The sequence below is a fragment of the Arthrobacter sp. 24S4-2 genome, assembly GCF_005280255.1.
Classification (GTDB): Bacteria; Actinomycetota; Actinomycetes; order Actinomycetales; family Micrococcaceae; genus Arthrobacter.
Genome location: NZ_CP040018.1, coordinates 2371340 through 2396301, shown reverse-complemented (window position 1 = coordinate 2396301; position 24962 = coordinate 2371340). Strand labels below are relative to the sequence as shown.

Annotated in this window: 15 protein-coding genes and 4 pseudogenes; 8 read left to right on the top strand and 11 right to left on the bottom strand. The window is 61.9% G+C overall.

Translation table 11 applies throughout. The features are described 5' to 3' along the window. Positions 1–2: 2 nt before the first annotated feature. The 6 genes from FCN77_RS10865 (at position 3) to FCN77_RS27365 (ending at position 4806) form a co-directional block, all read left to right on the top strand. Positions 3–860 (top strand): branched-chain amino acid ABC transporter permease, encoded by an 858-nt coding sequence (locus FCN77_RS10865; protein ID WP_137322279.1) that lies wholly within the window; start codon positions 3–5, stop codon positions 858–860. Then, the gene (locus FCN77_RS10860) at positions 847–2592 is read left to right on the top strand and encodes an ATP-binding cassette domain-containing protein (protein ID WP_137322278.1); all 1746 of its coding nucleotides are present in this window, start codon (positions 847–849) and stop codon (positions 2590–2592) included. The genes FCN77_RS10865 and FCN77_RS10860 overlap by 14 nt, the downstream gene beginning before the upstream one ends. Then, the gene (locus tag FCN77_RS10855; RefSeq protein WP_137322277.1) at positions 2589–3278 is read left to right on the top strand and encodes an ABC transporter ATP-binding protein; all 690 of its coding nucleotides are present in this window, start codon (positions 2589–2591) and stop codon (positions 3276–3278) included. Before FCN77_RS10860 ends, FCN77_RS10855 begins: the two co-directional genes overlap by 4 nt. Then, positions 3271–4044, top strand: a complete 774-nt coding sequence (locus tag FCN77_RS10850) for a hypothetical protein (RefSeq protein ID WP_175417224.1) — start codon at positions 3271–3273, stop codon at positions 4042–4044. The genes FCN77_RS10855 and FCN77_RS10850 overlap by 8 nt, the downstream gene beginning before the upstream one ends. Before the next feature lie 178 nt (positions 4045–4222). Beyond that, a complete protein-coding gene (locus FCN77_RS10845; protein WP_254678940.1) occupies positions 4223–4414 on the top strand; it encodes a hypothetical protein in 192 nt (63 codons plus the stop codon). A 263-nt stretch (positions 4415–4677) separates the two neighbouring features. Then, positions 4678–4806, top strand: a complete 129-nt coding sequence (locus FCN77_RS27365; protein WP_302647364.1) for a hypothetical protein — start codon at positions 4678–4680, stop codon at positions 4804–4806. Positions 4807–5439: 633 nt separating this feature from the next. Here the strand turns inward: FCN77_RS27365 and FCN77_RS10835 are convergent. Together FCN77_RS10835 and FCN77_RS26790 are read right to left on the bottom strand one after the other, a co-directional pair. Then, positions 5440–6676 (bottom strand): annotated as a pseudogene (locus FCN77_RS10835) (IS110 family transposase). A gap of 402 nt (positions 6677–7078) precedes the next feature. After that, positions 7079–7321: pseudogene (locus FCN77_RS26790) on the bottom strand (XRE family transcriptional regulator); the annotation flags it as partial. 1469 nt (positions 7322–8790) lie between these two features. On the opposite strand from FCN77_RS26790, the gene FCN77_RS10825 reads away from it, so the two are divergent. Continuing rightward, positions 8791–9843 (top strand): IS30 family transposase, encoded by a 1053-nt coding sequence (locus FCN77_RS10825; RefSeq protein ID WP_217496303.1) that lies wholly within the window; start codon positions 8791–8793, stop codon positions 9841–9843. A gap of 130 nt (positions 9844–9973) precedes the next feature. On the opposite strand, the gene FCN77_RS10820 is transcribed toward FCN77_RS10825, so the two are convergent. From FCN77_RS10820 to FCN77_RS10795, 7 genes and pseudogenes are all read right to left on the bottom strand, one after another. Then, on the bottom strand, positions 9974–10759 hold the full coding sequence (locus FCN77_RS10820; RefSeq protein ID WP_137321461.1) for an ATP-binding protein: 786 nt from the start codon (positions 10757–10759) through the stop codon (positions 9974–9976). After that, positions 10756–12312, bottom strand: coding sequence for an IS21 family transposase (istA, locus tag FCN77_RS10815; protein WP_175417222.1), 1557 nt, complete (start codon positions 12310–12312; stop codon positions 10756–10758). The genes FCN77_RS10820 and istA overlap by 4 nt, the downstream gene beginning before the upstream one ends. A 1389-nt stretch (positions 12313–13701) precedes the next feature. After that, positions 13702–14884: pseudogene (locus FCN77_RS10810) on the bottom strand (IS3 family transposase). A gap of 728 nt (positions 14885–15612) precedes the next feature. Continuing rightward, positions 15613–16233, bottom strand: a complete 621-nt coding sequence (locus FCN77_RS10805) for a TMEM175 family protein (protein WP_217496271.1) — start codon at positions 16231–16233, stop codon at positions 15613–15615. A gap of 1167 nt (positions 16234–17400) precedes the next feature. Next, the gene (locus FCN77_RS10800) at positions 17401–18801 is read right to left on the bottom strand and encodes a CBM35 domain-containing protein (RefSeq protein WP_217496270.1); all 1401 of its coding nucleotides are present in this window, start codon (positions 18799–18801) and stop codon (positions 17401–17403) included. A gap of 269 nt (positions 18802–19070) precedes the next feature. Beyond that, positions 19071–19304: pseudogene (locus FCN77_RS27665) on the bottom strand (hypothetical protein); the annotation flags it as partial. 501 nt (positions 19305–19805) lie between these two features. Further along, entirely contained in the window at positions 19806–21011 is a 1206-nt protein-coding gene (locus FCN77_RS10795) for an ROK family protein (RefSeq protein WP_137322271.1), read from the bottom strand. A 263-nt stretch (positions 21012–21274) separates the two neighbouring features. Here FCN77_RS10795 and FCN77_RS10790 point away from each other — a divergent pair, with 263 nt between their 5' ends. Continuing rightward, positions 21275–22576, top strand: coding sequence for an ISL3 family transposase (locus FCN77_RS10790; protein WP_137322105.1), 1302 nt, complete (start codon positions 21275–21277; stop codon positions 22574–22576). Here FCN77_RS10790 and FCN77_RS10785 read toward each other — a convergent pair. Beyond that, positions 22573–23943: a sugar ABC transporter substrate-binding protein gene (locus tag FCN77_RS10785; protein ID WP_137322270.1), complete on the bottom strand. Its 1371-nt coding sequence runs from the start codon at positions 23941–23943 to the stop codon at positions 22573–22575. The genes FCN77_RS10790 and FCN77_RS10785 overlap by 4 nt on opposite strands. Then, positions 23940–24953 carry an alpha/beta fold hydrolase gene (locus FCN77_RS10780; protein WP_137324734.1) on the bottom strand — a complete coding sequence of 338 codons (1014 nt, stop codon included), beginning with the start codon at positions 24951–24953 and terminating at the stop codon, positions 23940–23942. Before FCN77_RS10780 ends, FCN77_RS10785 begins: the two co-directional genes overlap by 4 nt. Positions 24954–24962 lie beyond the last annotated feature (9 nt).

The following is a 24962-nucleotide window of genomic DNA, read 5'->3' as shown; positions in this document are numbered from 1 at the left end:
CAATGCTTCAGGGTGCATTCGCAGGCCTTGCCGCCGGCGGCGTTTACGCCGTCATCGCAGTCTGCCTTACGCTCATGGCCCAATTGGTGCGGGTCATCAACTTCTCCCAAGCCGCCGTCGGCATGTTCGGGGCTTTCCTTGCCGTCTCGTTTGCCGGCATGGGGGTTCCCCAAGTGCCCGCGATCGCCTTGGGGATTGTCGTCGGTGCACTGATGTCAGCAGGGCTGGGCATGATTATCGCCACCTGGTTGCCGGAGGCGTCCATCAGCGCCCGTTCCGCAGTGACCGTGGCTGCTCTTCTGCTCCTGATATCCATGTCTTTCATTCTGTTCGGCACTAAACCCAAAACGTTCCGCGCCGTCTTCTCCGGTCCGGCCTTCACCTTCCAGGGCGTGGTTATCAGCCAGGTAACCGTCGTCATGGTCATACTCGCCGTTGTCGTTTCCGTCGCGGCGAAACTGGTACTGGGCAAGACGACTATCGGCGTCAAACTCAGGGCCATCGCCGACCGGCCTGTTGCCGCCGAACTACTGGGTGTGCCGGTCAAGCCACTTGCCATCGGGGTGTGGGCCGTAACGGGCATCATCGTAGGGATAGCCATCGCCGTTGTCGCTCCGACCCAGACCAGCGATGCGGTGTCGCTTTCGATGTTGGTGATTTCCGCGTCGGCAGCGGCCTTGCTTGGTGGTTTCAAACGACTGGACCTCGCCCTGATCGGAGGGCTGTTACTGGGAATGACTCAAGGCGCTGCTGCCCAATTCAGCCAACTGATCCTCTTGAGGGACTGGATACCGCTCGTCGTAATTGTCGTCTTCCTTCTCTGGAACCAGCGCCGGGAGGTGTGGGATGCAGCTCGCTAGAAATGCCGTTTCGTCGCGGCCAGGAACTGCCCTCGCCATTGGTGCTGCAGCACTGGTCGCCGGATGGCTGGTCAGCATGCTGCTTCCCGGCTACCTCGTGTATCTGGCGACGACGGCGATCGTCGCCACCATTTCGCTGATCGGGCTGGGCGTCGTCACGGGGACCGCTGGCATGATTGTCCTGTGCCAACTTACGTTCGCCGCGGTCGGAGCTTGGATCGTATCCTGGCTAAATGTGGTGGGAGCACCGGGCGGTCTGCTTGTCTGGGTGGTGGCAGGCGGCATCGTCGCGGGAGTGGCGGGTACCATCATTGGCTTGCCGGCATTGCGGCTGCGAGGTGTCAATCTTGCCGTTGTCACTCTCGGTTTCGCGGCCGCGGCAGACCTGACCCTGATGAAAACCCAATTCCCAGGGGCAGTGAGCGGCACCAAGATTCAGCGGCCCGAATTGTTCAGTACGGACCGGTCGTACTTTTTTCTGACAATTATCGTGTTGGTTGCCCTCGCTCTGGCCGTGTTCTTCCTACAGAAGAGCCGCTGGGGCAGCAGCTGGCGGGCGGTCGCCTTCTCCGAACGAGGCACAGCTTCGGCGGGCAGCAGTGTACGGATCGCCAAGCTGACCGCCTTCGCGGCCAGTTCAGCGATCGCTGGAATAGCCGGTGGCCTCATGGCCGGCCAGGTGTCCACAGCGTTTCCCTCCGGCTTTACCACGCTCCAGTCTTTGGCTCTCTACGTGCTGTCCATAGTCGCCGGCGCGCACTTAATTGAAATGGCTTTGTTCGGGGGCATCCTGTGGGTGCTGATTCCGGAACTGCTCAAGCGCTGGGGTATCCCCCAGGACTGGGGCCTGGTCGTCTTCGGTGCCATGGGCATCCAGGCGCTGACCAGCAATTCGAATCTTGGCCAAGACATCCGCAACGCCCTCCTTCGCCGCAAGCAGGGCAGATCCGACCCGGCCACGGCCGTCCTGCCGTCTCTGCTTGAGGAAACACCCGAAGCCCCCTTCCATGCCGCAGTTGAGGGAAAGGTCTTGCTCAAAGTCGAGAACCTTACCGTCCAGTTCGGACAAATCAAGGCGCTTCACAACGTGAACATGACTGTCTCCGAAGGGACAATCGTCGGCTTGATCGGCCCGAACGGCGCCGGCAAGTCCACGTTTGTTGATGCCGTATCGGGGTTCCTGCCCCAGCATGCGGGCGAGGTCTGGCTCGGCGAGGACCGGCTTAACGACTTGGCGCCCCACCACAGGGCGCGTACCGGACTGAGGCGCACGTTCCAGCAGGACCGGGTGCCGCCGAGCCTCACGGTTTACGAGTACATGAAGTTCATCACCCGCGGGCAGTCGAGCCGGGACGAGATCACGGGCCTCCTGGACTTCTTCGGTTGTCCGGGGCCCGGAGAAAAAATCTCCAACGTCGATGTCGGCACGCGCCGGATTATCGAGGTCGCTGCCAACATCGCCGCCCGTCCCCGGCTGCTGGTTCTGGACGAACCGGCCGCGGGCCTCTCCCACCAAGAACACATCGCCTTCGGCCAGAGGCTGCGGCAGGTTCCGCAGCGCTACGGGACCGCGATCCTGATCATCGAACATGATCTGGATCTGGTGCGCAGCGTCTGCCAGTACATCACCGTGCTGGATTTCGGTGAAGTGCTGGCAAGCGGTGAACAGGAAGAAGTTCTTTCCGATCCGAAAGTCCTCAAGGCCTACATGGGCGAAACGGAGCTGATATGACAACGCTGACACTCTACGAGGTAGCGATAAGCCGCGGCGCAGGGCCTGTTGTTTCCGGCGTTTCGTTGACGGTTAGACCAGGAACCATAACCGCCCTCGTGGGGCCTAACGGGGCAGGTAAGACCAGCTTGCTGGAAGCAGTGTCCGGAGTTGTCCAGGCCAGCGCCGGCAAGATCGTGGTCGACGGCACGGACATCACCACGATGTCGCGACGGAAACGCGCCAAGCTGGGTATCGCGCATGTGGAGCAGGGCAGGGCGGTTTTTCCGTCGCTGACGGTTCGGGAAAACCTTGAAATCACAGCCAGAACCACGTCGGACTTCGACGGCGCGCTGGCGTTGTTCCCCGAACTGGAGAAACGGCTCACATCTGCAACTGGCCTGCTTTCCGGCGGGGAACAGCAGATGGTGGTCCTGGCACGTGCCTTCGCTGCACAGCCGAAGTTGCTGCTGATAGACGAGATGTCCCTCGGGTTGGCGCCGGTGGTCTTCCTGCGGCTCATGCCCATTGTGAAACATATCGCTGACACGGGCGTGGGCGTTCTGTTGGTGGAACAGTTCGCCCACTTGGCCCTGCAGATTGCCACGGATGCACTGGTGTTCACTGGCGGGCGCGTCACGTATTCCGGCAGTGCCGACGTGCTGCTCAGGAGCCCCGAGACACTGCACAAGGCATATCTTGGCTGACACCGAAGAGTCGGCGCCCCCGCGGCTGCCCGCAGGGCTCCAATACGAAGAGGTACAAAGTCGCAGCGGACTGGCGCGGATCGGACCGGCAGCAGTGAACACAGAACTCGAGGACAAAGCACAGCAGGCCGGGATCATCCTCTCAGGAAGCCTCATCGCCGTCCCTGCGCATCAAAGGCAAAGCCTCGCCGACCGTCTCCTCGGCGCCGGCCACTGGGTCCACGCCGACATGATCGCCGGACGATACCTGGGCCAGGAAGGCGTCCAAGCGGAAGAAATCGATCGATTGGCAACCCAAGCCGGTCTAAGACTTGATGTCCACCTCATGGTGGACGACCTCGCAGAAGCGATCAACGGAATTCCACACGGAATCGGGCGAATCACCATCCAGTATCCCGCCGCAGGAGGGCTCGAAGCGGCCGAGGAACAAGCCCGCGCCAAAGCCCAATCAGTCTGGATAGCCCTCGACAACCCCTCCCCAGCAAGCCTTCAGCAGGCCTTGGACAACCGCCCTGACGGACTCCTGGCCATGCTCACCCCGCCCGGCATGCCCGGCCACTCCGCGGACGTCCGAAGGCTCGACGCGCTCCTGGAATCACCCCGCGGGCTACCACCGCTGGGGGTTGACGGCGGCGTCAACGCGAAGAACTTCGAACTGCTCCGCGATGCAGGAATTGTCTATGCGGTCGCAGGCCGCGCCCTGGTAAGCGGTGGCTGCGCAGCGGCCCCGGCAGGCCACCTCGAACAGAAGAAAGTAACACCATGAAGTCACAGCCCCGGGTCGAACCGACCGCGTGGAAAACAATCGGCGCTGAAGTCAACCGCGTCCTCGACCACATCGATCCGGAAGCTTTCCAGACGTTTGCCGCCTGTTCCAGGACAGCGGGCGGAGGTGGTTTTTCAGCGGTCAGGGCCGTTCCGGTCTCGTGGCGGAGATGGCTGCGATGCGCATCATGCACCTGGGCTTTGAAACCCACGTACTCGGTGAGGCCACGGCACCATCGGTCCGGTCCGGGGACGGACTCTTCATCATCTCCAACTCCGGCACCAGCCCGATCAGCACATCGTTCGCCCGGATTGCGCGCGCCCAAAGCGCAACCGTTGCGCTCCTGACCTCCACACCGAACAGCCCCTAAGCGGTCTTGCCGATCACGTGCTCACGCTCCCCTCGGCAGGGTCGGAGCAATTCGGCGGCAGCCTCTTTGAACAGGCGTCCCTTCTTGCCCTCGACGCACTTGCCCTGAAACTCGCTAGCAGCGATCCCGGATCCTATGAACGCATGGCGCACCGCCACACGAACATGCAATGACCCGACTTCAGGCAGGCCAACAATCAAGGAACTGTACATGCGGGGAAGAACTCCCGGCCGTTGCCAACGGAGCAACGGGAATCATTTGGCGTGCGGCTCATCCTGAACAGATTCTTCGCATACCTCGACGACTCTTGCCGGGATCTGCCCCGGTCGCTCATGATGCAGGCATTCTCCCTGGCCCATCGCCGGATCCTGGCCGTCTTCGACTCGGACTGAACCTTCCGGCCTTTCACGCCGGAATTTTTCGCAACGGCCGTGCCCGCCTGGACATGGGCCCTGAGGGAATTCCGGAACACGGAAGCGTTGCGGCGGAAAGGTAGATTTCATGGGTGATGCCGTCGAGATCGCCCAGCGGAGCCAGATCATGTTCCTCTCAACCCCCATGCCTCCGGCCCGCATCAAACCACCCGGGCAGACAGCATCCGTGAGCAACGCGGGAAGGGCCGGTGGCCGTTGTGGACTGACAGAAGCTGATCTGTATTGGATCGGCTGGTGATGAGGCTCGGCTGCCTATGCCTCCTTCAAATGCACGCGCCCTCGGCAGTCGCTCCCAAGGTTGCTCCTCAAATATCGCACGATTGGGCAGCTGTTTCTGTGAGCGGTTTGGGTACGCGTACAACTCGCGGGTCATCTTGTGGCCACACTTTGTTCCGCGGAGTTGCTCGCCAAAGTGCTCGCAGCCCCGGGTAGGAGGTGCTGGCTGGGACCCTCATGGGGTTCCTTCTTTGACATGGACCCGCGGCATTGAGGTTTGCCTCCGCGTCGAGCTGACCACCCAGGGCTAAACTCAGAGGTCTAAGATCGCTCTGACGCGAAGATTCCCTTCCTCGTCAGGGGACCCGCGTTTTGTTACCCCGTCCGATCGAGGGTGACCTGGTAGCCCATGGCCTCGAGTTGGTGGAGTGCGCGGTTCTTGGCGCGTTCGGGGTGGAGACGGGTGAAGAAGTCTGCACCGGGGTCCTCGTAAAGGGTTCCGTAGCGGCCCATGTGCCAGATCGCGATGAGCATGGTGTGTTGGATCGCAACGTTGGCTTTCATGGGGCCTCGCCGCGACGCAATTCGGCGGTAGCGGGCGCCGAGGTAGGTGGCGGGGTTCTGTGCGCACGCCACCGCGGCAGCGCCGAGCGCTCCTTGGAGATAGGGGGTTTCCGGGCCGGGTCTTGGTCGACTTGACTCGTCCGGCGGACTCGTTGTGACCCGGCGTGGTCCCGGCCCACGAAGCGAGGTTCCCGGCGGTGGCGAACCTGGTCATGTCTGCGCCGGTCTCGGCGACGACGACGTCGGCGACGAGGGGGCCGATGCCGGGGATGGTGGCGATCAGGTCCCGGAATCCCTGAAAGGGTGCGATCACCACCTCGATCCGGGCGGTGATGTCCTCGACCGCCCTCGTGTGCCGGTCGATCAGGTCCAGATGTACCCGCGCCAGGAAACCGTGGTGTTCGGTGAACCGGCCGCTCAGCGCCTCGGTCAACGCCGGGATCTTCGAGCGCAGCCGCCGCTTGGCGAGGTCGGCCAATGCGGCGGGGTCGTCTTGGCCCGCGATCATCGCCTCGAGCATCGCCCGTCCGGAGACGCCAGTGATGTCGGAGGCGACCGAGGACAGTTTGATGCTGGCGTCCTCGAGCAGCTTCTCGAGCCGTTGGATCTCCCGGCCACGTTCCCGGGTGATCGCGGTCCGGGCCCGGGTCAGATCGCGCAACTGGCGGATCGGCTCCGGGGGCACGAACGACCCACGCACCAGGCCGTGTGCGCCAAGCTGGGCCAGCCACGTCGCGTCGGCGACATCGCTCTTGCGGCCAGGCAAGTTCTTGACGTGCCTGGCGTTGACCAGTATGACCTCGAACCCGGCGTCCTCAAGGAGGTAGTAGAACGGCTTCCAGTAGTCCCCGGTGGCCTCCATCACCGCACAGGTGACCTGCTCGGCGATTAGATGCTCACGCAGGGCCAGGACCTGGTTCGTGGTCGAGCCCCACGTCGTGACCGTCTCAACAGTCTTGCGACGACCAACACCGGCGACCCGGACGCAGACCTTGGCGTCCCTCTTGGACACGTCCAGACCAGCACACCGGCCATGCACCACTTCCATCACTGCCACCCGCTTCCCGTCGACGGATCATTCGGTGTCCGTCGCGGGGAGGGCAGGGAGATTCAGAAGTCTGACGCTCGGGCTCGAAGGCACCAATCCACGGTTCCCGTGGAAGCCCTCCACCCCCATGCTGACCTACAGGCTCCCAGGCACTACAGAGGATTCGGGGTCGACCGCAACGAACACGACCAGTCTCACACCGCGGGTCACCGCGTGACCACAGCAGAACGCGACGCCCCCGAATCTTCGCTCACCATGGTGAGCCGGAGGCGCCGCATTGCTGACCTGCGGAAACACTGTGGAATTACCGTGCCGAAATAGGGGCGTGACCAAGGTAGGACCGCGATGTGTCCGGAGCCAACTCCGGTTCGACAAGAGAAGACCGGGCACCTCCTGGATCAACTAGCTGCCGGCATTTTCCTGCAGGAACGAGTGGAGCCTGGTCTCGTCCACGCCGGGGAAGGCGGCGGGCGGCATGGCGGCCAGCAGGTGCGCGTGCGCCCGGGCAGACGGGCCGGGCGGCGCCAGCAGTTCTCGTCCGGAGATGTGGACTCGGACCGCTCAGTAGTTTCACGTCCGCGCAACCACTTCACATGCGCGTGAGGCACGCCGCCGGAGAGGAAACTCGCCGGTGGCGGAGCGTTCCGCCGGCGTTGCACCCGTAGAACTTGTCGGGCACGTCGAACACCACACCAGCCGCGTTGCCGGACCGACATGGGCCCTATCGCCCGGTACACCAAAACCGCGGAACGGCGGCGGCGTGCCAGGGTCTCGTGCGCGGCAGAGCCGAATGGCGTGGGTCATGCCACAGAATCTGTTTGCGTCATGCCGCCCCGCTCCCCCACCTCCATGAACCACCAGAAGCAACGTCGCTGTTTGTCATTCTGATCCCCCATCATCGCTGGGCGGGTCCTCCGCGCAACCAGGGCGCCATGCGCCGGGCCCGGTTCAAAGTTTCGTTCGACGCTCCTTCGTCACTTATTTCCTCCCGAAACTTTGAAACGCTCCCGGTTCCCCAAGTTGCACTCCGGACCCTCAAACCCAGCGGTGGCTCCGTAATCAGAACGACGCACAAATCTGACAGACACATCCTGTGCCCGCCAGCAGCCGAAGGAGAAGGAACATGGAACCGCTCACCATCAAAACCCCAGCCGACGTCCTCAGTTTCGTCGGGCACACCCTCGGGTTCTGGCCGAAATCTTGCCGGGTGTCAACTGCAACTTTAAACTGACCGCTGGCTGCAGTTTGCGTTGACCGGTGGCTTGAGTTCTAGCGATCGTTGCAACACCCCCGAATAATCGGGAGTTGCAACACCCATGGGATCACCATCGAAAAGTAGTCCTTCCTTAAGGAAAAAATCTCCTCTACCGAAAGAACCGGGGTCGAGAGCCGGGGCGCAGGGGAAGCGTTCCCAGCAGTCCCATACCCGTGCGCAAAGACAGGATTTCCTTTCTGCCGTTGAGCGGTTGGGAAGTGTTGCCGCGGCGGCCAAGGAGCTCGGCATTAACCGGAGCACCTGCCAGAAGTGGGCGAACGCTGAAGGGATCAGGCCGCAGCGCCAGTACACCCAGGCGGATAAGGACCACTTCTATGCCGTCTTGGACCGGGCCGGCACCATCACCGCGGCGGCCCAGGAGCTGGGATTGAACATCAGCACCGCGCATAACTGGGCCGGCAAGGTTAATCCTGCTGGGAGAAAACCACGGGCCACGAGAACTGTGAATGCTGATCCGGCGCGGCGCCACCCACCGTCGGTGATTGAGGAGTTCCTGGGCCTGCTGCGGGAAGTCGGCAGCGTCAGCGTTGCCGCCAGAGAACTCGGCCTGAACTACTCCACCTGCTCCAACTGGGCCAAAGCCGCCGGTCTGGTCTCCGTCAGTCCGCGACGGCCATCGGCGAAGCAGCTTCACTACCTGCGCTTGCGCCAAGAAGGAGCCGGCCGGAGGGACGCAGCCCTCGCAGTCGGTGCAAGCAAACCGAGCTCCTACAACTGGGACCGGCAACAGACTGCAAAGGACACGGCCGCGGCCCAAGGTCATGCCGCGGATCTGCCGTATAAACAGGAAGTGACAACTACATTCGCGGAACCTTCGGCCCCTGCAGCGGCACCGGAGTTGACAGCGCCGGTGGCTGAGCCGGCACCCGCGGTGGCGTTGGAAGCGCTGGAGCAGTCCGTCAGCGCCCGCTACCTGTCCCTGTCCGAGCGGGAGAGGATCGCGGACCTGCGGTCCCAAGGAACCTCAATGCAGGCGATCGGCAGGGCGCTGGGCCGGTCCGTGGGCACCATTAGCCGGGAGATCAAACGCAACAGCCACCCGGTGCTGGGTTACCGGCCTTACGGTGCTCACCGGGCGGCCACTGCGGCCCGGGCACGGCCGAAGGACAGTAAGCTGGCAGAACCCGGGGAACTACACGACTACGTGAAAACCAAGCTCCTCACACGCTGGTCCCCACAACAGATTTCCAAGCTCCTGATCAAGGAATTCCCCGATGACGAGCAGATGCGCGTGAGCCCCGAAACGATATACCAGGCCCTCTACTTTCAGGCCCGCGGTGGACTCAAACGCGAGGTCAAAGAAGCCCTGCGCACCGGCCGGACCCGCCGCAAGCAGCACAGGAACCCCGAAGAACGCACCAACCGTTTCCGTGACCCGATGATCAACATTTCCGAACGCCCCGCCGAGGTCGAAGACCGCGCCGTCCCGGGGCATTGGGAGGGGGATTTAGTGACCGGAGCTTACAACCAGTCCGCGATCGCAACGCTGGTTGAACGCACCACGCGATACGTGATGTTGGTGCACCTGCCGGTGGACCACACCGCCGAATCAGTCCGCGACGGGCTGATCAAGACCATGTCCACCCTACCGGCGCACCTGCGCGGATCCCTCACTTGGGACCAAGGCGCCGAAATGGCCAAACATAAGGCTTTCAGCATCGCCACCGACATGGACGTCTACTTCTGCGACCCCGCCAGCCCCTGGCAACGCGGATCCAACGAGAACACCAACGGGCTGCTACGCCAATACTTCCCCAAAGGCGCAGACCTGAACGCCTACGGGCCCGAGGACCTCGAGCACGTCGCCCAAGAACTCAACGCCCGACCACGCAAAACGCTCGACTGGGACACCCCAGCCGAGCGCCTACGTGATTTACTGATAGCCAGCTAAGCACGGGTGTTGCAACGACCCCTGGAATTCAAGTGGCTGCAATGGACTGACCGGTGGCGGCAAGTACTTTTGAACACTGGTCAGGCGCCTGGGGCATGCTGGGGTTGGGGCGCCTGACCAGTGTTGCGGGTTAGTTCATCGGGCGGGTTCCTTTCCCGTTTTGGGCTTGCATGAGCCGGACGGACTCGCCGCTGGTTTGGCATAGGTGCGCGTGGTGCATAAGCCGGTCCACGGTCGCGGTGGCGATGGTTTTGGGCATCAGCTCATCAAAGCCGCTGGGGTGGATATTCGAGCTGATCGCCAGGGATCGCTTCTCGTAGGAGGCCTCCACGACGCGGTAGAAGCCCTCGGCGGCATCGCCGGAAACCGGCAGGAGTCCGATGTCATCGATGCAAATCAAATCCACGCTGGTAACGCGGGTGATGGCTTTGTTCACGCTGTCATCGATGCGGTGCCGGCGCACGAGGGCGCCGAGGTCCTCCAGGCTCAGCCACGACACGGACATGCCTTCGTCGATGGCCTGCTGGCCCAGGGATTCCAGCAGCAGGGTCTTCCCGGTCCCGGAGGGCCCGCACGCGATCAGGTTCTCCCGCCGCCGCACCCACTCCAGGGTCCGCAGGAACGAGGTCGTCGCCGCAGGGAGGGTGGAGAGGGACTCGTCCCAGACATCGAAGGTTTTCCCGGTGGGAAACCCCGCGCGTTTACGCCGGGTGGTTAGCATCGACCGGTTCCTGCCGGTCGCCTCGGCCTCGAGCAGGACGCGAATGACTTCTGTGGGGTCCCAGCGCTGGGCCTTCGCGGTCGCCAACACCTCGGCGACCACGGCGCGGGCGTGCGGCATGCGGGTGGTGCGCATCAAGGCGATGATGTGCTCCACATCCGCCAGCGGGCTGGCGGCAAGGGTTGTCGCGCTCATTCGGTGGCTCCTTCAAGATCAATATCGTCGCTGGTATTTGTGCTGGCGGTGCCGAAGTTGGCCCATGCGCTGGTGCCCTGACTCAGCCACTGGCCTTGATCGGTGACGGTGTGCCGGGTAGTGCTGATGGTGCTTGGCGGCTGGCCGGTGGCGGTGTTGGTGATGATGGAGACCAGGTCCTCGTGGCTGAAGCGGTGGTGCACGGCGGCCGCGCCGAGGCCCTGGTCAACCACGTCATTGCCCATGACCTTGGCCAGGGTGGCGGCGCGTTCCATCTTGTGGCGGATCTTGTTCGTCCCGGCCGCGGCGGCTTCCTTGAGCCAGAGCGCTGCCCCGGCGCCCAAGGCCAGGAACTCCTCCTCGGCCTTGTTCGTGGGGCGAATAACCCGTTCCAGGGCCCCGCCGGAAGCAGGAGGGAAATGGGAATCAATGATCGCCGGCACGCCGGGGCGGGTAAGTTCGTGCCGGGCGACTTCCACCGGCCCCTGCTCGCCGACATGGACAATGATGACCTCGGCGTCGGTGCCGCGCACCCAGAGCCTCTGCCCCATCAGCGTGTGCGGGACGGAGTAGCGGGAGTGCTCGTAGGTGACCATGGGCGTGTTCGGCGGGACCTGCCGGACCTGCCCGAAACTGGCCGTCACCGGCACTGCCGGGACCGGGTGCAGCTTGGGCTGTTCGATCAGTCTCAGCATGTCCCTGGGGATCTCCAGGGTGGCACGGTGCACCTTGGAATTCACATCCTCCATAAACGCCTCGCACGCCGCTTCCAGCTCGGCGAAGGAGGCGTAGTCCGAGCGCAGGTTCGTGTCTTTGGGGACGATGTCGGCTTTGGCGATCTTGACCGCGTTCTCCACCCCGCCCTTCGAGGCCGGGTCCGCCGGCATGCAGGTGTGCACGGCGGTGGAGTAGTGCCGGGCGAACGTGACGATCTGCGGGTTACGGACCGGCACCCCGGCGACGTGCTCGATCGTGACGGTTTTCTCATTGTCGGTCAAAACGTACGTTGGGACGCCCCCGATGAGCCTGAAAGAGCGGTCCAGGGCGGCGAACACGCTCGGCATCGTCTTATCCCGCAAGGGAATCACGATACGGAAGCGTGAATACGCCAGCCAGGCCACGAACAACACCGTTTTGGCGCCGTCAACGACGGGCCCGTCTCCGTAGTCCCATTGGAGCCACAAACCTGGCTCCACAGTCCAGGGGCGGTGAACACGCGTGTTTTGGGCCCGATATTTCGACTTCAGCCCGGCCAGCACGTACCGGGTCGTGCGGATCGATCCGGGATAGCCCAGATCAACGAGTTTTCCGTGCACAACGTCCCCGCGGATCTTCCCGCGGGACTGCTCGACCAGCGACTTCATCTGCGGCAGGAACGGGTCGGTGATCCGGCCCCGCTGGCGGGCGACCGGCGCCTGGACGCCTTCCTGCCGGGCCTTCACATACGAACGGACAGTGTTGTGCGAAACGCCGCAGATCTTCGCGGCATCCCGGTACGACCGGGTCAAATCATAAGCAGCTAAAATTTCCATGAACTCTCCTGGAGACTTCACATCAAGCCCCTTCCTTCCCACGATGGGTGAAACAAAAAACGATTGGCATCGCTATTTCACCGCGGAAGGAAGGGGCTCTCCCCGTAATGACACGGGGGGATGGACAAGGGAATCCCAGCAAGCCCCGGCCACACGCACGGCCAAGAACTGGTCAAAAGTACTTGCAGCCACTGGTCAAAACCACTGCCGCGAACGGTCAATCCAAATTGCCGTCTCTGGTCAGTTTAAAGTTGCAGCTAACACTCTTTCTCTGACTTCCCAGACGTAGGGCTGGGCGAATAGCAAACAAAGAACTCGACTACGTTGGAGTAGGCCAGTTCCGGTTCGGGCTCTACGTGGCCGGCCCGGCCGTTCGAGATGTGGTCCTCGTCGTCAATAAACCCGAACCGGCACGGCATAGCATGTGATCTCCATGGTTGCAGGCCGGCGGCAGCCTGTCCTCGCAAGACGCCCACAACTGCGTGTTTCGCAGGGCACGCTGTGTCACCTACACGATTGAAATTTCCATCGTCATCAGGTGTCAATGCCGAATTGGGTGAAAACTTCCTGACCCATTTTCTGTGAGCTGCCAGTGCGGATTGGGCGTCCGGTTTAGTACACCCCAACCTGACGTCAGCTTCCCACCCGAGTCCTGCCAGAATGGGGTCCATTCTTTCCTGGCAAGGTCACGAGTGGGACCTAGAACTCAACCTGACAAGTGGGGGCGAACGACCTTCTCCCCGTGGAGCGCACCGCCACCCTTGGACCACTTTCGCAATAACCCTGGCATTGGGGCGCCGGCAGCTAACCGCCTGGCTCACCCGGCGTCCTAGCGGTCGGTTCCCAACAAATTGGCCACGATGTCTGCTGCGGTAGCCGCAGACATCCGAGCGATGTAGTCGTCCAGGTCTCAGCTAGGAAAGCCCTCACGGCGATGGTTCCCTGACCGGATCCTGACGGCCAAGCCATTCCGATCGAGCATGTCCTAGAGCCGAATGGGCTTGCGTTGGGGTACGTCTCCCGCAGATGCCTCAGACCCGACCGGCTCAAACCACTTCCGCTAGGATTGCTGGCACCATATCCCCCACGCCTCTCAATGATGCCCACTTTGGGGATTTTCTCTGCCCCAGGGAGCTTCAAGTGAGCCTTGGTCCGACCGGGCTTGATATCAGTCGCTGAGCAACTGCAGGTTCATGGAACTGGATTATGCGCCGACGGTGGGCTCCTCTCCCCCAAGGTTCGACTCACAAGGGCCGCGGCCCGATGCTGGTCAATTCTGAAGTCTCATCGGCGCATCGAGTACCTCAAGGGTGAACATTAGTGGTCACAAACTATCAGCGAGAGGTGGGTGGTTGAAATGGCTTTGTGAGCTGCTGCGGGGATTTCGGACAGCGGAATTAGTGGATTCTTCTACGCTGCCAAGGCTGGCTGTTGATAACCATAGTGGACTTCGTTAGGCCGCCGGTAACCGAGCGCGGAGTGACGGCGCCGGCTGTTGTAAAACCCCTCGATGTACCGGATGACGTCGCTCCGGGCTTGTGATTTTGTCGCGTAAACAGTCCGGTACACACGCTCGTTTTTCAGGGCTGAGAAGAACGATTCGGCCATGCTGTTGTCCCAGCACACGCCGGTGCGTCCCATCGACGATCGCATGCCCAGGCCGATCACCAGGGCCCTGAAATCGGTCGAGGTGTACACGCTGCCCCGATCGGAATGCCAGATCGCGGACGGCTCGATCCGGGTTGTGGCGGCGGCGTTCTTGAGCGCGTCGGCGACGAGCCCGGTGCGCATGTGATCGGCGATGGACCAGCCGACGACTTTCTTCGAGTAGCAGTCAATGACGGTGGCGAGGTAGACGAATCCCTGCCAGGTGTGGATGTAGGTGATGTCGCCGACGAACTTCGCCCCGGGACGGTCCGCGGTGAAGTCCCGCTTGACGAGGTCGGGCATGCCCGCGGCAGCCTCAGCATCAGCCTCGGTGGTGACGCGGAACGGCCGTGGTTGACAGGCCACCAGGCCCTGGCAGCGCATGATCTGCCGCACCAACTCCGAGAACACTCGGTCTGTTCCGCGGCGAGATCGGCGTGGATGCGCCGGTACCCGTACGTGCCCTCGGACTCCTCGAAGTAATGCCGGACCCGCGCCGTCAGGGCCCGGCGGCGCCCCGAGGTGGCCGATTGCGGACGGGTGGCCCAGTGATAGAAACCCGACGTCGAGACGGCCAACCAGCGGCACATTCTCACTACCGAATTCAGATTGGCGGGCTCAGCTTTTTGGGAATCGATGAATTCATACTTGCTCACTACCGCTGCTCCCGCGCGAAGTAAGCGCTGGCTTTTTTCAAAAAGGCAGTCTCCGCCCGCAGCTCTTGAACTTCACGCTCGAGCTCCTTCAGCCGGGCCCGTTCCGACACCGTCAGATCCACCTCCGTGCCGCCGTTGGCCGCCCGGTACTTGACCAGCCAGTTGCGGAGCGTTTCGGGGCCGACACCGTACGCGGTGGCCACGTCCTTGATCGACTTGGACGTGTTGATCACCTCGCGGCACAGCTCGTCCTTGAACTCCTGGGTAAATCGCTTGCGTGATGCGGTCATGCTGATCTCTACTTTCGGTAGACCCCCATTTTAGGAGGGCCCGCTATCCGAAATCTCCGCGGCAGCTCATTGACCTGCAGAAATACGCGGAAGTGCCCTCTTTTGAACCCATATAAAATTGCAGATTTTCTTCCCAGTGAATAATGAAATCGGGGGTGGGTTGGCTTGGATCAGCGTTTTCGCTGGTCAACAGCGTTTTCGTGCTATCCAATAATGGAATTGGCGTGACCATCAAACCCATCGTCCGGTCGTGAGTGGACGGTGATCAGCACCGTGCGGGAGCCCATCTGGTAGGAGATCGACCGACGAACGTTGAATCAGGAGATGTGTGGCCTGGGCCCAGGCCACGTCCTACAGTAATCGGCTAGTTCAGCTGCTTCGAAGCCTCGACAAGAAGCCCGGATCCTGCCCGCAATCAAGGTGCCGCCAACCCGAAACGCGTCTGCTCCGACGACTACGCCACGTTGCTCTGGCCGATACATCACTGCTTCAGCGGTAAGTCGTATGAGCAGAACGCGTGCCGCGTGGCTCATGCTGTTCCCATGGGAAAATCGGTATCGCCTTGGGTCCGCAGCAGAGGTCTTGGCCGTCTTCTGGCCCAGGAGACGGCCGTGTCGGACCTCATCCAGTTCCTGAGTGACCGCGACCCATCGCCATGGATGCACCTTGTCGGATTCGTCCCCGACGACGTTTCCCGCGAGGTGCACACTCGGCCAGTCCGATCCGCCTTATGATGTTTGTGCGCCTGGCGCTAAAAGTGCAGCATTTGATCGTCGATCGTAGACCCGCTGCAGTGGGATGGTTAGCAGAATGATCAACAGCGCGTAGAAGTTGATGGCGGGCACGAGCACTCCCACGATCAGGGCGACGAAGAACCCGATCGTCGAAACGGCGCTGGAGAAGACTTCGCGGCTAGGCATGGGATTCTCTTCCAGCTCGAGCTGCGGATGCTTACGGATCAACAGCGTCAGAGCCGTGAGCGTCAGACTGCTCGCGGCCATCGTCCCGATGTAGACGCCCACCGTGACGGACGAGGTCCTGAACTGAGACACCATTTCCGTCGGCAGCGGCAGCACTACCACCGTGAACGCCCAAAACAAGTTGAGCAAGAGGAGCGGACGGCTGTACGACCCGACATGCTCGAACGTCGAATGGTGGGCGATCCAGAGCCGGGCGATCACCAGGAAACTCAAGGCGAAGCCAGCGATCGCCGCGACATTGTTCCCGATGAATTGCACAGCACTCAACCCAGCGTGCGCCGCCTCAGTGACGGAGTCGACCAGCGGCAGCACGAGCAGAGTGATGGCGATGGCCGTCACGGCATCAGTGAAGAAAACGAGCCTGTCCAAGCCGCGGGTTGTTTGCATGCATTCAGTATGGTCCGACCACTGTCCGAAGCGAACTTGGCGTCCGCCACCGGAACCTCAACGGAGTTCGTTACGGTTGGCGCAGGCGACTCTAGTCGAACACCTTGCGCAACCTGAGAGATCCTCGCCTTCCGACAGGCAGAGTGCTCAGCACCTGACCGTCGGAGGACGGGGACCCCTATGATTCCATCTGGCAAGGAGCGGGGACTGCCCGGGCCAGTTAGCAGCCCTCCCCAGATTGGCTGCGAATACTCCACTGTAGGCAGACGACCAGGGGCGGTCCTGAGCGGCCGCTACGTCAATACCCGCAGTCGCCACTCACCTCGAGGGGCTTCAACGGTGGTCACGGTGCGACTTGAACTCGTAGCCTAGAGAATTCACCGGCGGGACGTTTCAGCAAAACTGGGTATCCAAGTCAAATATAGGCCGATTTAGTCTCGATAAATGAGGGTGCCGTCCGGCCGAATTTCCTCGGGCTCACTCACGGACCTTAGACCTCTGGCGATCATGGATGTTTCCATTTCCGCTGACCTGCGTTCCGCGGGTGCCTTCGTTGATCAACTCACCGTCGATCCGCACTGATCTCAAGGCCACAGCCGACCACATCAGTATTGCGTCAGCCATACGATCGACCACCCGTGCCCCTCCCACACGTCCGTGGAAGACGGCGTGGCCCAAGCCTTCACATGGACAATGCCACTAACGTCAATCTGCGCGCCAAAGGATGCACTGGAGCCGAGCCGACCTCAACCGTGCCCGTAATGATGCCCTGACCGTCGAAAGGTCCTTCAGCCTCTTCAAAATGGTGTCCCATAGCCACCCGCTAGACTAAGTCATCCAGCGGAGCCAATGGGCGCCGTCGATGCGGAGCCGAGGACGAGCTCGATCGGCGCGCCCGGAAAAGATTAGTCGTCCATAGCACGAGACTCCGATCACCCGCCCGCAACCATCGGTCAACCTGTTCGCTCTTAATTGCCCGCATGTACAGCAATTCGGACCTGTACAGCATGAGCAGGTCTGTTGGTTGTGCAGCACGCACGGCCAGCGCGGAGGGTAGGCCATGGGGTTCAGATGAACGTAGCGCCATAATCATCGACATCCTTTCTTTCGTGGGAACCGAACTTCTCATTCACGGAACCTCCTACGTCTTTAGATAGTGATGGCGTCTATGTCCGCCGAATACGAGTCAGGACTGCCCACCTGGATGGTGTTCACACCGGCGTCCAGGTGCACCAGTATTTGTTGTTGCTGGGCCGCGTCCCAGTTGTTGTCGTTGGAGCCCTGGAAGTTCATCTGCGTCGGTTTGCCGTTGATGGTGATGAGGCTCTGGCGGCTGGCGTCACCGTCGACATAGGCCACAGTCATCAGATAGTTTCCAGCGACAGGCACGTTCACCCCGGCAAACGTCAGGGATCCGCTCCCGCCCAGATTGCCGGCTTTTCCGCCCGCCGAGCAACCGGCACAGCCTGAACGGCTGGCTCCGCCACTGAGAGTATTGCCTGCTGCTTCCGCTTCATAGAGCGTCGGTCCCGCGGCTGACGGTAGCGTGAGATCCAGTACGGAGCTCTGGGCCGATTTCTGCGGTCCGGAGTCAGCCCGGACCGTAAAAGTGTGCCGGCTTGAAGGGTTGAGCTGGCCCACGGTCATTGTGGTGGCGTTGGTGTTCCCTACCTCGCGCCCATCCATGAAGACCCGATAGTTCACATTTTTGGAGTCGGCTGAAACTGGTGACGGATACCAGGCTAAGGAAACGCTGTTTGCCTGTGCCTGTGTTGCGCGCACTCCCGTGGGAACGGCTGGCTTGTCGGGAGCGTTGTCGGTCGGGGTGATGGTGAATAGTTTAGAACCGTGCGCCGGAAGGTCGGCGTTGATGCTGTTCTGCCGGACTCCTGTGTCCTTCTTGAGCCAGACGTCTCTGACTTCCGCCGTTCCACCCAGCCCTAGGTCCGTGAAATTGGCTGTCACCGAGGCCGGCTGGTTGTCGAGGTTGAAAAGCGCGACGGTCACGCTGCCGTCGTCGTTGTTTGCGTACCAGACCTGCTGGCCGGTGCTTTGGCTGACGGGACGAGCCGGATGTCCAGCCTGGTTGATGGCGATGGCGTCGCGGTTAGTGAGCAGGGACAGTCCGTAATCGTCCAGCTTCGTCAGGTCGTCACCGGCGAACAGCGGCGCGGACTCGATCGTCCACAGCGTCATATAGCTTTGCCGCTCGGCTTCCGTGAGTCCATCCATGGAACCCACGCCGACGTTGACGGCATCAAGGTTGTTCCAGTGCCCGGGGCCGGCGTCATCGATCCACTGGACCACGTCGTTCCAGCGTTGCTTTACTGACTGATCCCAGGTGACCAGGGTGTTGCAGTAGCATTCGACATCCGTGTCGATTCGCCAGCCGTTGGTGTTGGCCTTCCAGACGTCTGCCTGTTTGTGGCTCAGCGCCCAGGAGACGACATACTGCATGGGGCGGCCGGATTTGTCGATGGCCTTGTGCCAGGCTTGGATGTCCGCGGTGTTGTCGTAGTTGGGGCCTCCCTTGAATGAACCGGGTCCCACTCCGTCCATCTTGATGAAGTCCACCCCCAGCTGGCGAAGAGCGACGTAATGGAATCGGCATACCGTTGCGCGCAGGGGCTCGTGTAGTCGATTTTGTAGGATGTATCCCAGCCGTTTGTCGATCGCAGATCCGGATAGACGATGTTCTTTGTAGTGCAGCCGGGGGCGGCAAAGATGGGCGTGTTGCCGCCGTTGTAGGCGTCTTTACCAAGCCCAACAACCGTGTAAATACCAAATTTCAGTCCGAGGTTGTGCACACGTTCAGCGACCGATGCAACACCGTGCGGGAACCGTACGGAGTTGATCGCCGGCCGGCCGTAGCTGTCCGCGCCGTCCTGCCAGCCGGCGTCCACATTAACGTATTCATAGCCGAAGGGTTTTAGTTTCTCTGCCATGGCTTCGGCCTGCTTGAGAATGTTGGCCTCGCTGATGAAACTTCCGGGGCCGGTAGGATTCACTCCCGGATAGTTTGTGGACTGCTGGCTCCAGCTGCTCCAACCCATGTAGGGTTTCGCCGCTGGTCCTGCCGCCGACGATCCTGATGGTTCTGCGCCGGTCGTGTTCGTCGCGTCTGCTGAGATGGCAGTCGGTTGGGATGTCCGGGGCGCCGCTTCCGCCAGGGCTGCCTGGGGCATAATTCCCAGAGCCAGACAGGCTGCCCCTGCCGCAAGCGCTATGACGCGCACCCGTAGGCGGACGAGGGCCGCTCTGCTGGTGCCGACAATTGTTGGATCTGACATGACTATTAAGCCTCCGTCGTCGTTGACATGAAGGGGCGGAACTCCGCCGCCATTCAGACGACCGGGTTGCTGTCGATGCTCATCGCCGGGCCGTCCTTGGAAGCCTGCCAGAATTAATTACCAGCGTCAAGTAATTGATTTGTGATGCTTTCATCGCCATCACCAGGTGCTTTGTCGGCCTGGACAGGGGGCAGAATGACGCCGGGGAGCGGAAAAGGGCGGCGTGGCCGATGGCCGCGTCGCTGGGCAGGAGCCGTGGCCGGACTAGGTAGCTTTCGCTGTCAACTTCTGTCGGATGGTGGCCCTAATGACTGATGCCGCCGCGCCTCTGGCCCAGTCATCGAATGTATGGGAGCGGGTCACAATTTCGCAGCCTGCTGCTGCGCCGAAGGCATGTTCGGAGTAGCTCTGACGGAGGTGATGTTCGTAGAGATCGTAGTCGGCCACGGCTTCCCCGGACACCAGCACTACGGAGGGGCCGGTCAGGTTTACCATTGTGGCGATCGCTGTACCGATCACGGAACCGGCCCGGTGAAATGCGGCGACCGCGACGGGGTCGCCGCCATGTGCCAGATCCACGGCGTGCTGCATGGTCAACTCATGCGAGCCTGTCCCGGCCCTGATAGCCGCCAGGATGGCGCTGGAGGACGCCACCGCTTCCACGCAGCCATGCCGTCCGCAGGTGCACGTGAACTCTTCCGAGGCCAGTGGCAGGTGGCCTATTTCGCCAGCAACACCGTAAGCGCCGGCCACCACATCGCCGTTCACATACAGCCCGCAGCCAATGCCCGAGCCGATAGTCACGATGGCAAAGGAATCTGCATCGATGCCCACGCCGAACCAATGTTCGGCAATGGTCAGGGCGCGCACGTCATTGTCGATCAGCACCCCGGGCCCCAGTAGTTCGGTGAGCAGCTCGCCCAGCCGAACATCTGTCCACCCGAGCAGCGGTGAGTGCCTCACCACGCCATGCTCCGTGTCGACGTCGCCGGAGACCGTCACGCCGATGCCCATCAGGCGCGCGGACCGAGTTCCTAGGTTTATTTTCAACTCGGAGACGACCTTCAGCACGGCGTCCAGTACGGTGTCCAAGCGATGGTCCGGAATCTGCCGGTGCACAGTGTCCAGGATTCCTGCACGCATATCCGTGGACACGCCGATCACCTCGTTGATGCTGACCTTGATGCCGAGCGCCAGCAGAGCGTCCGGCACCACGTCCAGCGGATACACAGGGCGCCCAGGGGACAGTCCAGGCCGGAGAGTATTACTCTCCACGATAACTCCGCGCTCAATCAGAGGCGCCACCGCTTTAGTCACTGCTGCCTGGGACAGCCCGATCTGCCGGCCAACGTCGATCCGCCCTATCGGCCCGTGGGTCAGGATGCGGCTGAAGACGTCGACGGCGGCCGGGGTGCGCAGCACAAGTACGGGCGATTCGACGGCGGTTTCCGCCGCTACGGTATCCGTCATGGTCTTAGCTCTGCCCATTGTGGGCCTTTCCCTCTTGCCGTCAGCCAGCCAACGACGCTTTTCGGTGCCTTGGGCTGCCGATAATTTTATAACCGGCAGCCCAAGGCGTGAACCAGTGTATTACTTGCCGAGGATCTCTTCGCTTTTCTGGCTCTCCTGACGTAACTGTGGGTGTTTTCGGAGCGCCTTAACGGCCGCACGCCGTTTCCTGTCTAGGTTTCTGACTGTCTAAGGAACAGAAACTATTAGAGCGGGAAAACGGCGTGCGAAATGCAAGACTATGGCGAACTCTGCTCGGTGTCGAGAAAACAGTCGTCGAAGCCATCGATTTTGATGACGAAGCCGGGGTCCTGGTCGCCTCGGTCCGCCCGACTGGATCGGTCCGGAACCGCTGCGGCATCTGCCGGCGCAGGTGTCCGAAATACGACCAGGGGCACGGCCGCCGGCGCTGGCGTTCCCTGGATGCCGGCACGGTCCAGGTCCAGGTGGAGGCCGACGCCCCGAGGATCCGGTGCCGTGAACACGGCGTCACCGTGGCCGCCGTCCCGTGGGCCAGGCATCAGGCCGGACACACCCATCATTTCGATGCGCAGGTCGCCTGGCTTGCCACCCAGACATCCAAGACCGCGATCACCGCGCTGATGCGCATTGCCTGGCGGACCGTCGGGGCGATCATCACCCGGGTCTGGGAGGACACGGCGGCCACTTACGACCCCTTCGCCAACCTGGTCCGGATCGGTATCGATGAGATCTCCTACAAGCGCGGGCACAAGTACCTGACCGTCGTGGTGGACCATGACAGCGGCAGGCTGGTCTGGGCCGCCGTTGGCCGGGACAAGGCCACCCTGGGCACGTTCTTCGATGCCCTCGGAGAAGAACGGTGCGCCGGGATCACGCATGTTTCCGCGGATGGCGCCGACTGGATCGCCGCTGTCGTGGCCGCCCGGTGTCCCGCCGCCATCAGGTGTGCCGACCCGTTCCACGTCGTCAAATGGGCCACCGAAGCCCTCGACGAGGTCCGCCGGGGCGCGTGGAACGACGCCCGCCGGGCGGCCCGGACCGGAGAGGCCAAACGAGGCCGGGGACGCCCGTCCAAAGACGCCCCGGCCAGGCCCCACAGCACTCTTGCCGCCGGGGTGAAGAACTCGCGCTATGCGCTGTGGAAGAACCCGGAGAACCTCACCGAAAAGCAGCAGGCCAAGCTCGCCTGGATCGTGCAGACCGACCCCGGACTCGGCCGGGCGTACTACCTCAAGGAAGGGCTGCGCACGGTCTTCAAACTGCCCTACGACGAAGCCGGAGAAGCGCTCGACAAATGGGTTGCCTGGGCGCGCCGGTGCCGCATTCCATCGTTCGTGAAACTGCAAAAGAGCATCGTCAAACACCGGGAATCCATCCTCGCAGCGATCGAGCACGGGCTCTCCAACGGACGCATCGAATCCATGAACACCAAGATCAGACTCATCACCCGCATCGCCTTCGGCTTCAAATCACCCGAGGCCCTCATCGCCCTGGCCATGCTCAGCCTCGGCGGTCACAAACCGGTGCTCCCGGGCCGAAATTAGCCCACGGATAAGTCAGGAGAGCCGCTTTTCTTCGCCATTTCAGCGAAGACATCGTCGTTGCGTTCGTGGCTGAAGAATGCTTCGAACATGGGCTGGAGCGTGGTGCCCATCTCCGAACCGTTCGCGTACGGACCAGCCGGGTAGATCTCCTTATTCTTTGCTGCATCGACAAAGACCTGCAGATCTACGCCCTGCGTTTTCTGAGACGCTGCAAACGCATCCATCGCCCCGGGAATGGAAGGGAAGAATGAACCGCTGTGAGTGGATGCTTCGGTCTGGCACTTCTCACTGCCCATGAAGGAGATCCACTTCCAGGCAGCCGCTTTGTTCTTGCTGCCGGCGTAGATCTGGTTGCCGTTGGAGTTGCTCATCGCCGAGCGCTTGCCATCTGGGCCCTTGACAGTGGGCGCTATACCTACCGACACTCCGGGAAGCTTGGCGAAGGTCGTCGCGGACCAGGAACCGCCAGTAGTGAGGGCGACCTTGCCCGATGCAAGCTGTTCGGTGTCCCCGATGGTGAATTCACCGGGCTTCGGGGCAAATCCACGGTCAGAAAGGGACCTCACGTAGTCCATCGTCTTGATGAAGTTGGGGTCGTCGTAGTTGAATTTCGTGGGCCACGCATCCTTATCGCCGCGGGTCCAGCCGGCGGTGGTGACAAAGCTATCCCATGTGGTCTGCCCGATGAAGTCGTTGGTGCCCAGAAGACCGGATCCGTAAGTGGCCACATGGGCTTTGTCGAATCCCGGCTGGTCACCGCGGATGCCGTTGCTGTCAATGGTGAGATGAGCCACGACTTTGTCGAAGGTGCCCCCGTCGGCGGTGCTCCAATCCAGGTTCTGGATGTCGGAATCTTTCAGACCGGCTTTCTTCACCAAGTCCTCGTTGTAGTAGATAGCCGATGCGGCCCAGTCCAAGGGAAGACCGTACTGTTTTCCGTCTGTGTACTTCCACGCGCTGACACCGACGTTGAACTCGCCGAGGTCGTAGTTGTCCTGCTTGACGTAGTCATCCAGAGGTTCCAACTGTCCCTGGCGGGCGTACGCATCGAAGAACTGCACGCTGTTCTGGAACGCGTCCGGGGCTGTTCCGGCGACGAAGCCTGCCGTCAGCTTGGTGAAGTAGTCATCGACGGCGTACTGGGAGATCTTGACGGTGACGCCTGGGTTTTGTTTTTCAAACTCGGGAAGGCACTGCTTGTAGGATTCGGCCTGTTTTTCGTCCCAGGTCCACCAGTTGACGGTTCCGCTGGCGCTGGAGCCGGCGACGGCTCCAGCTCCGGATGCCGAGGGGCTGGGTGAGCATGCCGCCATCGGCAAGGCCAGAGAGGCCGCCGCCAGGAGGGGAATGAGCCTTCGGAGTTTCATGCTTCCTCTATCTTCGTGATTGCTTGGTTAGCTGATTGCTTGGTACTGACGGTCGGCCCGGAGAGCGAAAAATGTGACCGCAGAATTTTGATCGCTGCGGATCGGTCGTCCGCACCGCCGGCGTCATGGCCGTTGTACGGCCAGACCGTGATTTCCTTCTTGCCCGCGTAGTTGTTGTACGCGGCAAAAACAGTTGAGGGCGGGCAGATGGTATCCATCAGCCCGACGGAGAAGTAGCCCGGTGCGGTGGCACGTTTCGCAAAATTGACGCCGTCGAAATAGGACAGCGTGCTGTGCACGGTACCGACGTCGTTCCTGCGTGCCCGGAGGTAGTCCGCGATTTCCGGATATGGTGGCGAGTCGGTGATCACTGTGGCCCGAGGGAAGTCGCACAGGAATGGCGCCTGCATCAAGACCGCGGAGAGGTCCGGCACCAGTCCTGCCACGGCCAGGGCAATGCCGCCGCCCTGGCTGTTTCCGATGGCAGCAACCCGGTCCGGATCCACAAAACCCAGAGAACGTACAGCATCGACAGCACGCACCGCGTCGGTGAAGACGCGACGGTAGTAGTACGCGTCGGGCGACGAGATACCTTTGCTAAGAAACCCCCCGCCGGAAGGCCCGCTTCCGGCGGGATCCTCTGTTCTTCCAGATCCCTGGCCCCGTGTGTCCATTAGCAGCTGGACAAATCCGGCGCTGGCCCACGTCAGGTCATCGAGGGCATGGCCTCGCCCGGCGCCGTAACCGTTGAACTGGACCAGGGCCGGCAGCTTCCCGGCCGGCGCCGTACCGCCCTGGGGCACCCGCAGCCAGCCATTGACGCGCTGGCCATCGAATCCACGGTAGGAAATGTCAAAGACTTCCAGGGTTTCAAGTCCCGTGGCATGCGCTTCCAGCCGGACGTCGGGATCATGACAACGGGCCGAGTCGATGGTCTGCGACCAAAACCCGTCGAACCCGGCCGGATCATCCTGCGCGCTTCGATACTCCCGCAACTGGGACTCTGGCATGTCCGCCAC

Excerpts from the sequence above, each read along its gene's own strand:
- FCN77_RS10865 (WP_137322279.1), top strand. The coding sequence starts at position 3 with ATGCTTCAGGGTGCATTCGCAGGCCTTGCCGCCGGCGGCGTTTACGCC.
- FCN77_RS10860 (WP_137322278.1), top strand. The coding sequence starts at position 847 with ATGCAGCTCGCTAGAAATGCCGTTTCGTCGCGGCCAGGAACTGCCCTC.
- FCN77_RS10855 (WP_137322277.1), top strand. The coding sequence starts at position 2,589 with ATGACAACGCTGACACTCTACGAGGTAGCGATAAGCCGCGGCGCAGGG.
- FCN77_RS10845 (WP_254678940.1), top strand. The coding sequence starts at position 4,223 with ATGCGCATCATGCACCTGGGCTTTGAAACCCACGTACTCGGTGAGGCC.
- FCN77_RS10820 (WP_137321461.1), bottom strand. The coding sequence starts at position 10,759 with ATGAGCGCGACAACCCTTGCCGCCAGCCCGCTGGCGGATGTGGAGCAC.
- FCN77_RS10795 (WP_137322271.1), bottom strand. The coding sequence starts at position 21,011 with ATGACGGATACCGTAGCGGCGGAAACCGCCGTCGAATCGCCCGTACTT.
- FCN77_RS10785 (WP_137322270.1), bottom strand. The coding sequence starts at position 23,943 with ATGAAACTCCGAAGGCTCATTCCCCTCCTGGCGGCGGCCTCTCTGGCC.
- FCN77_RS10780 (WP_137324734.1), bottom strand. The coding sequence starts at position 24,953 with ATGCCAGAGTCCCAGTTGCGGGAGTATCGAAGCGCGCAGGATGATCCG.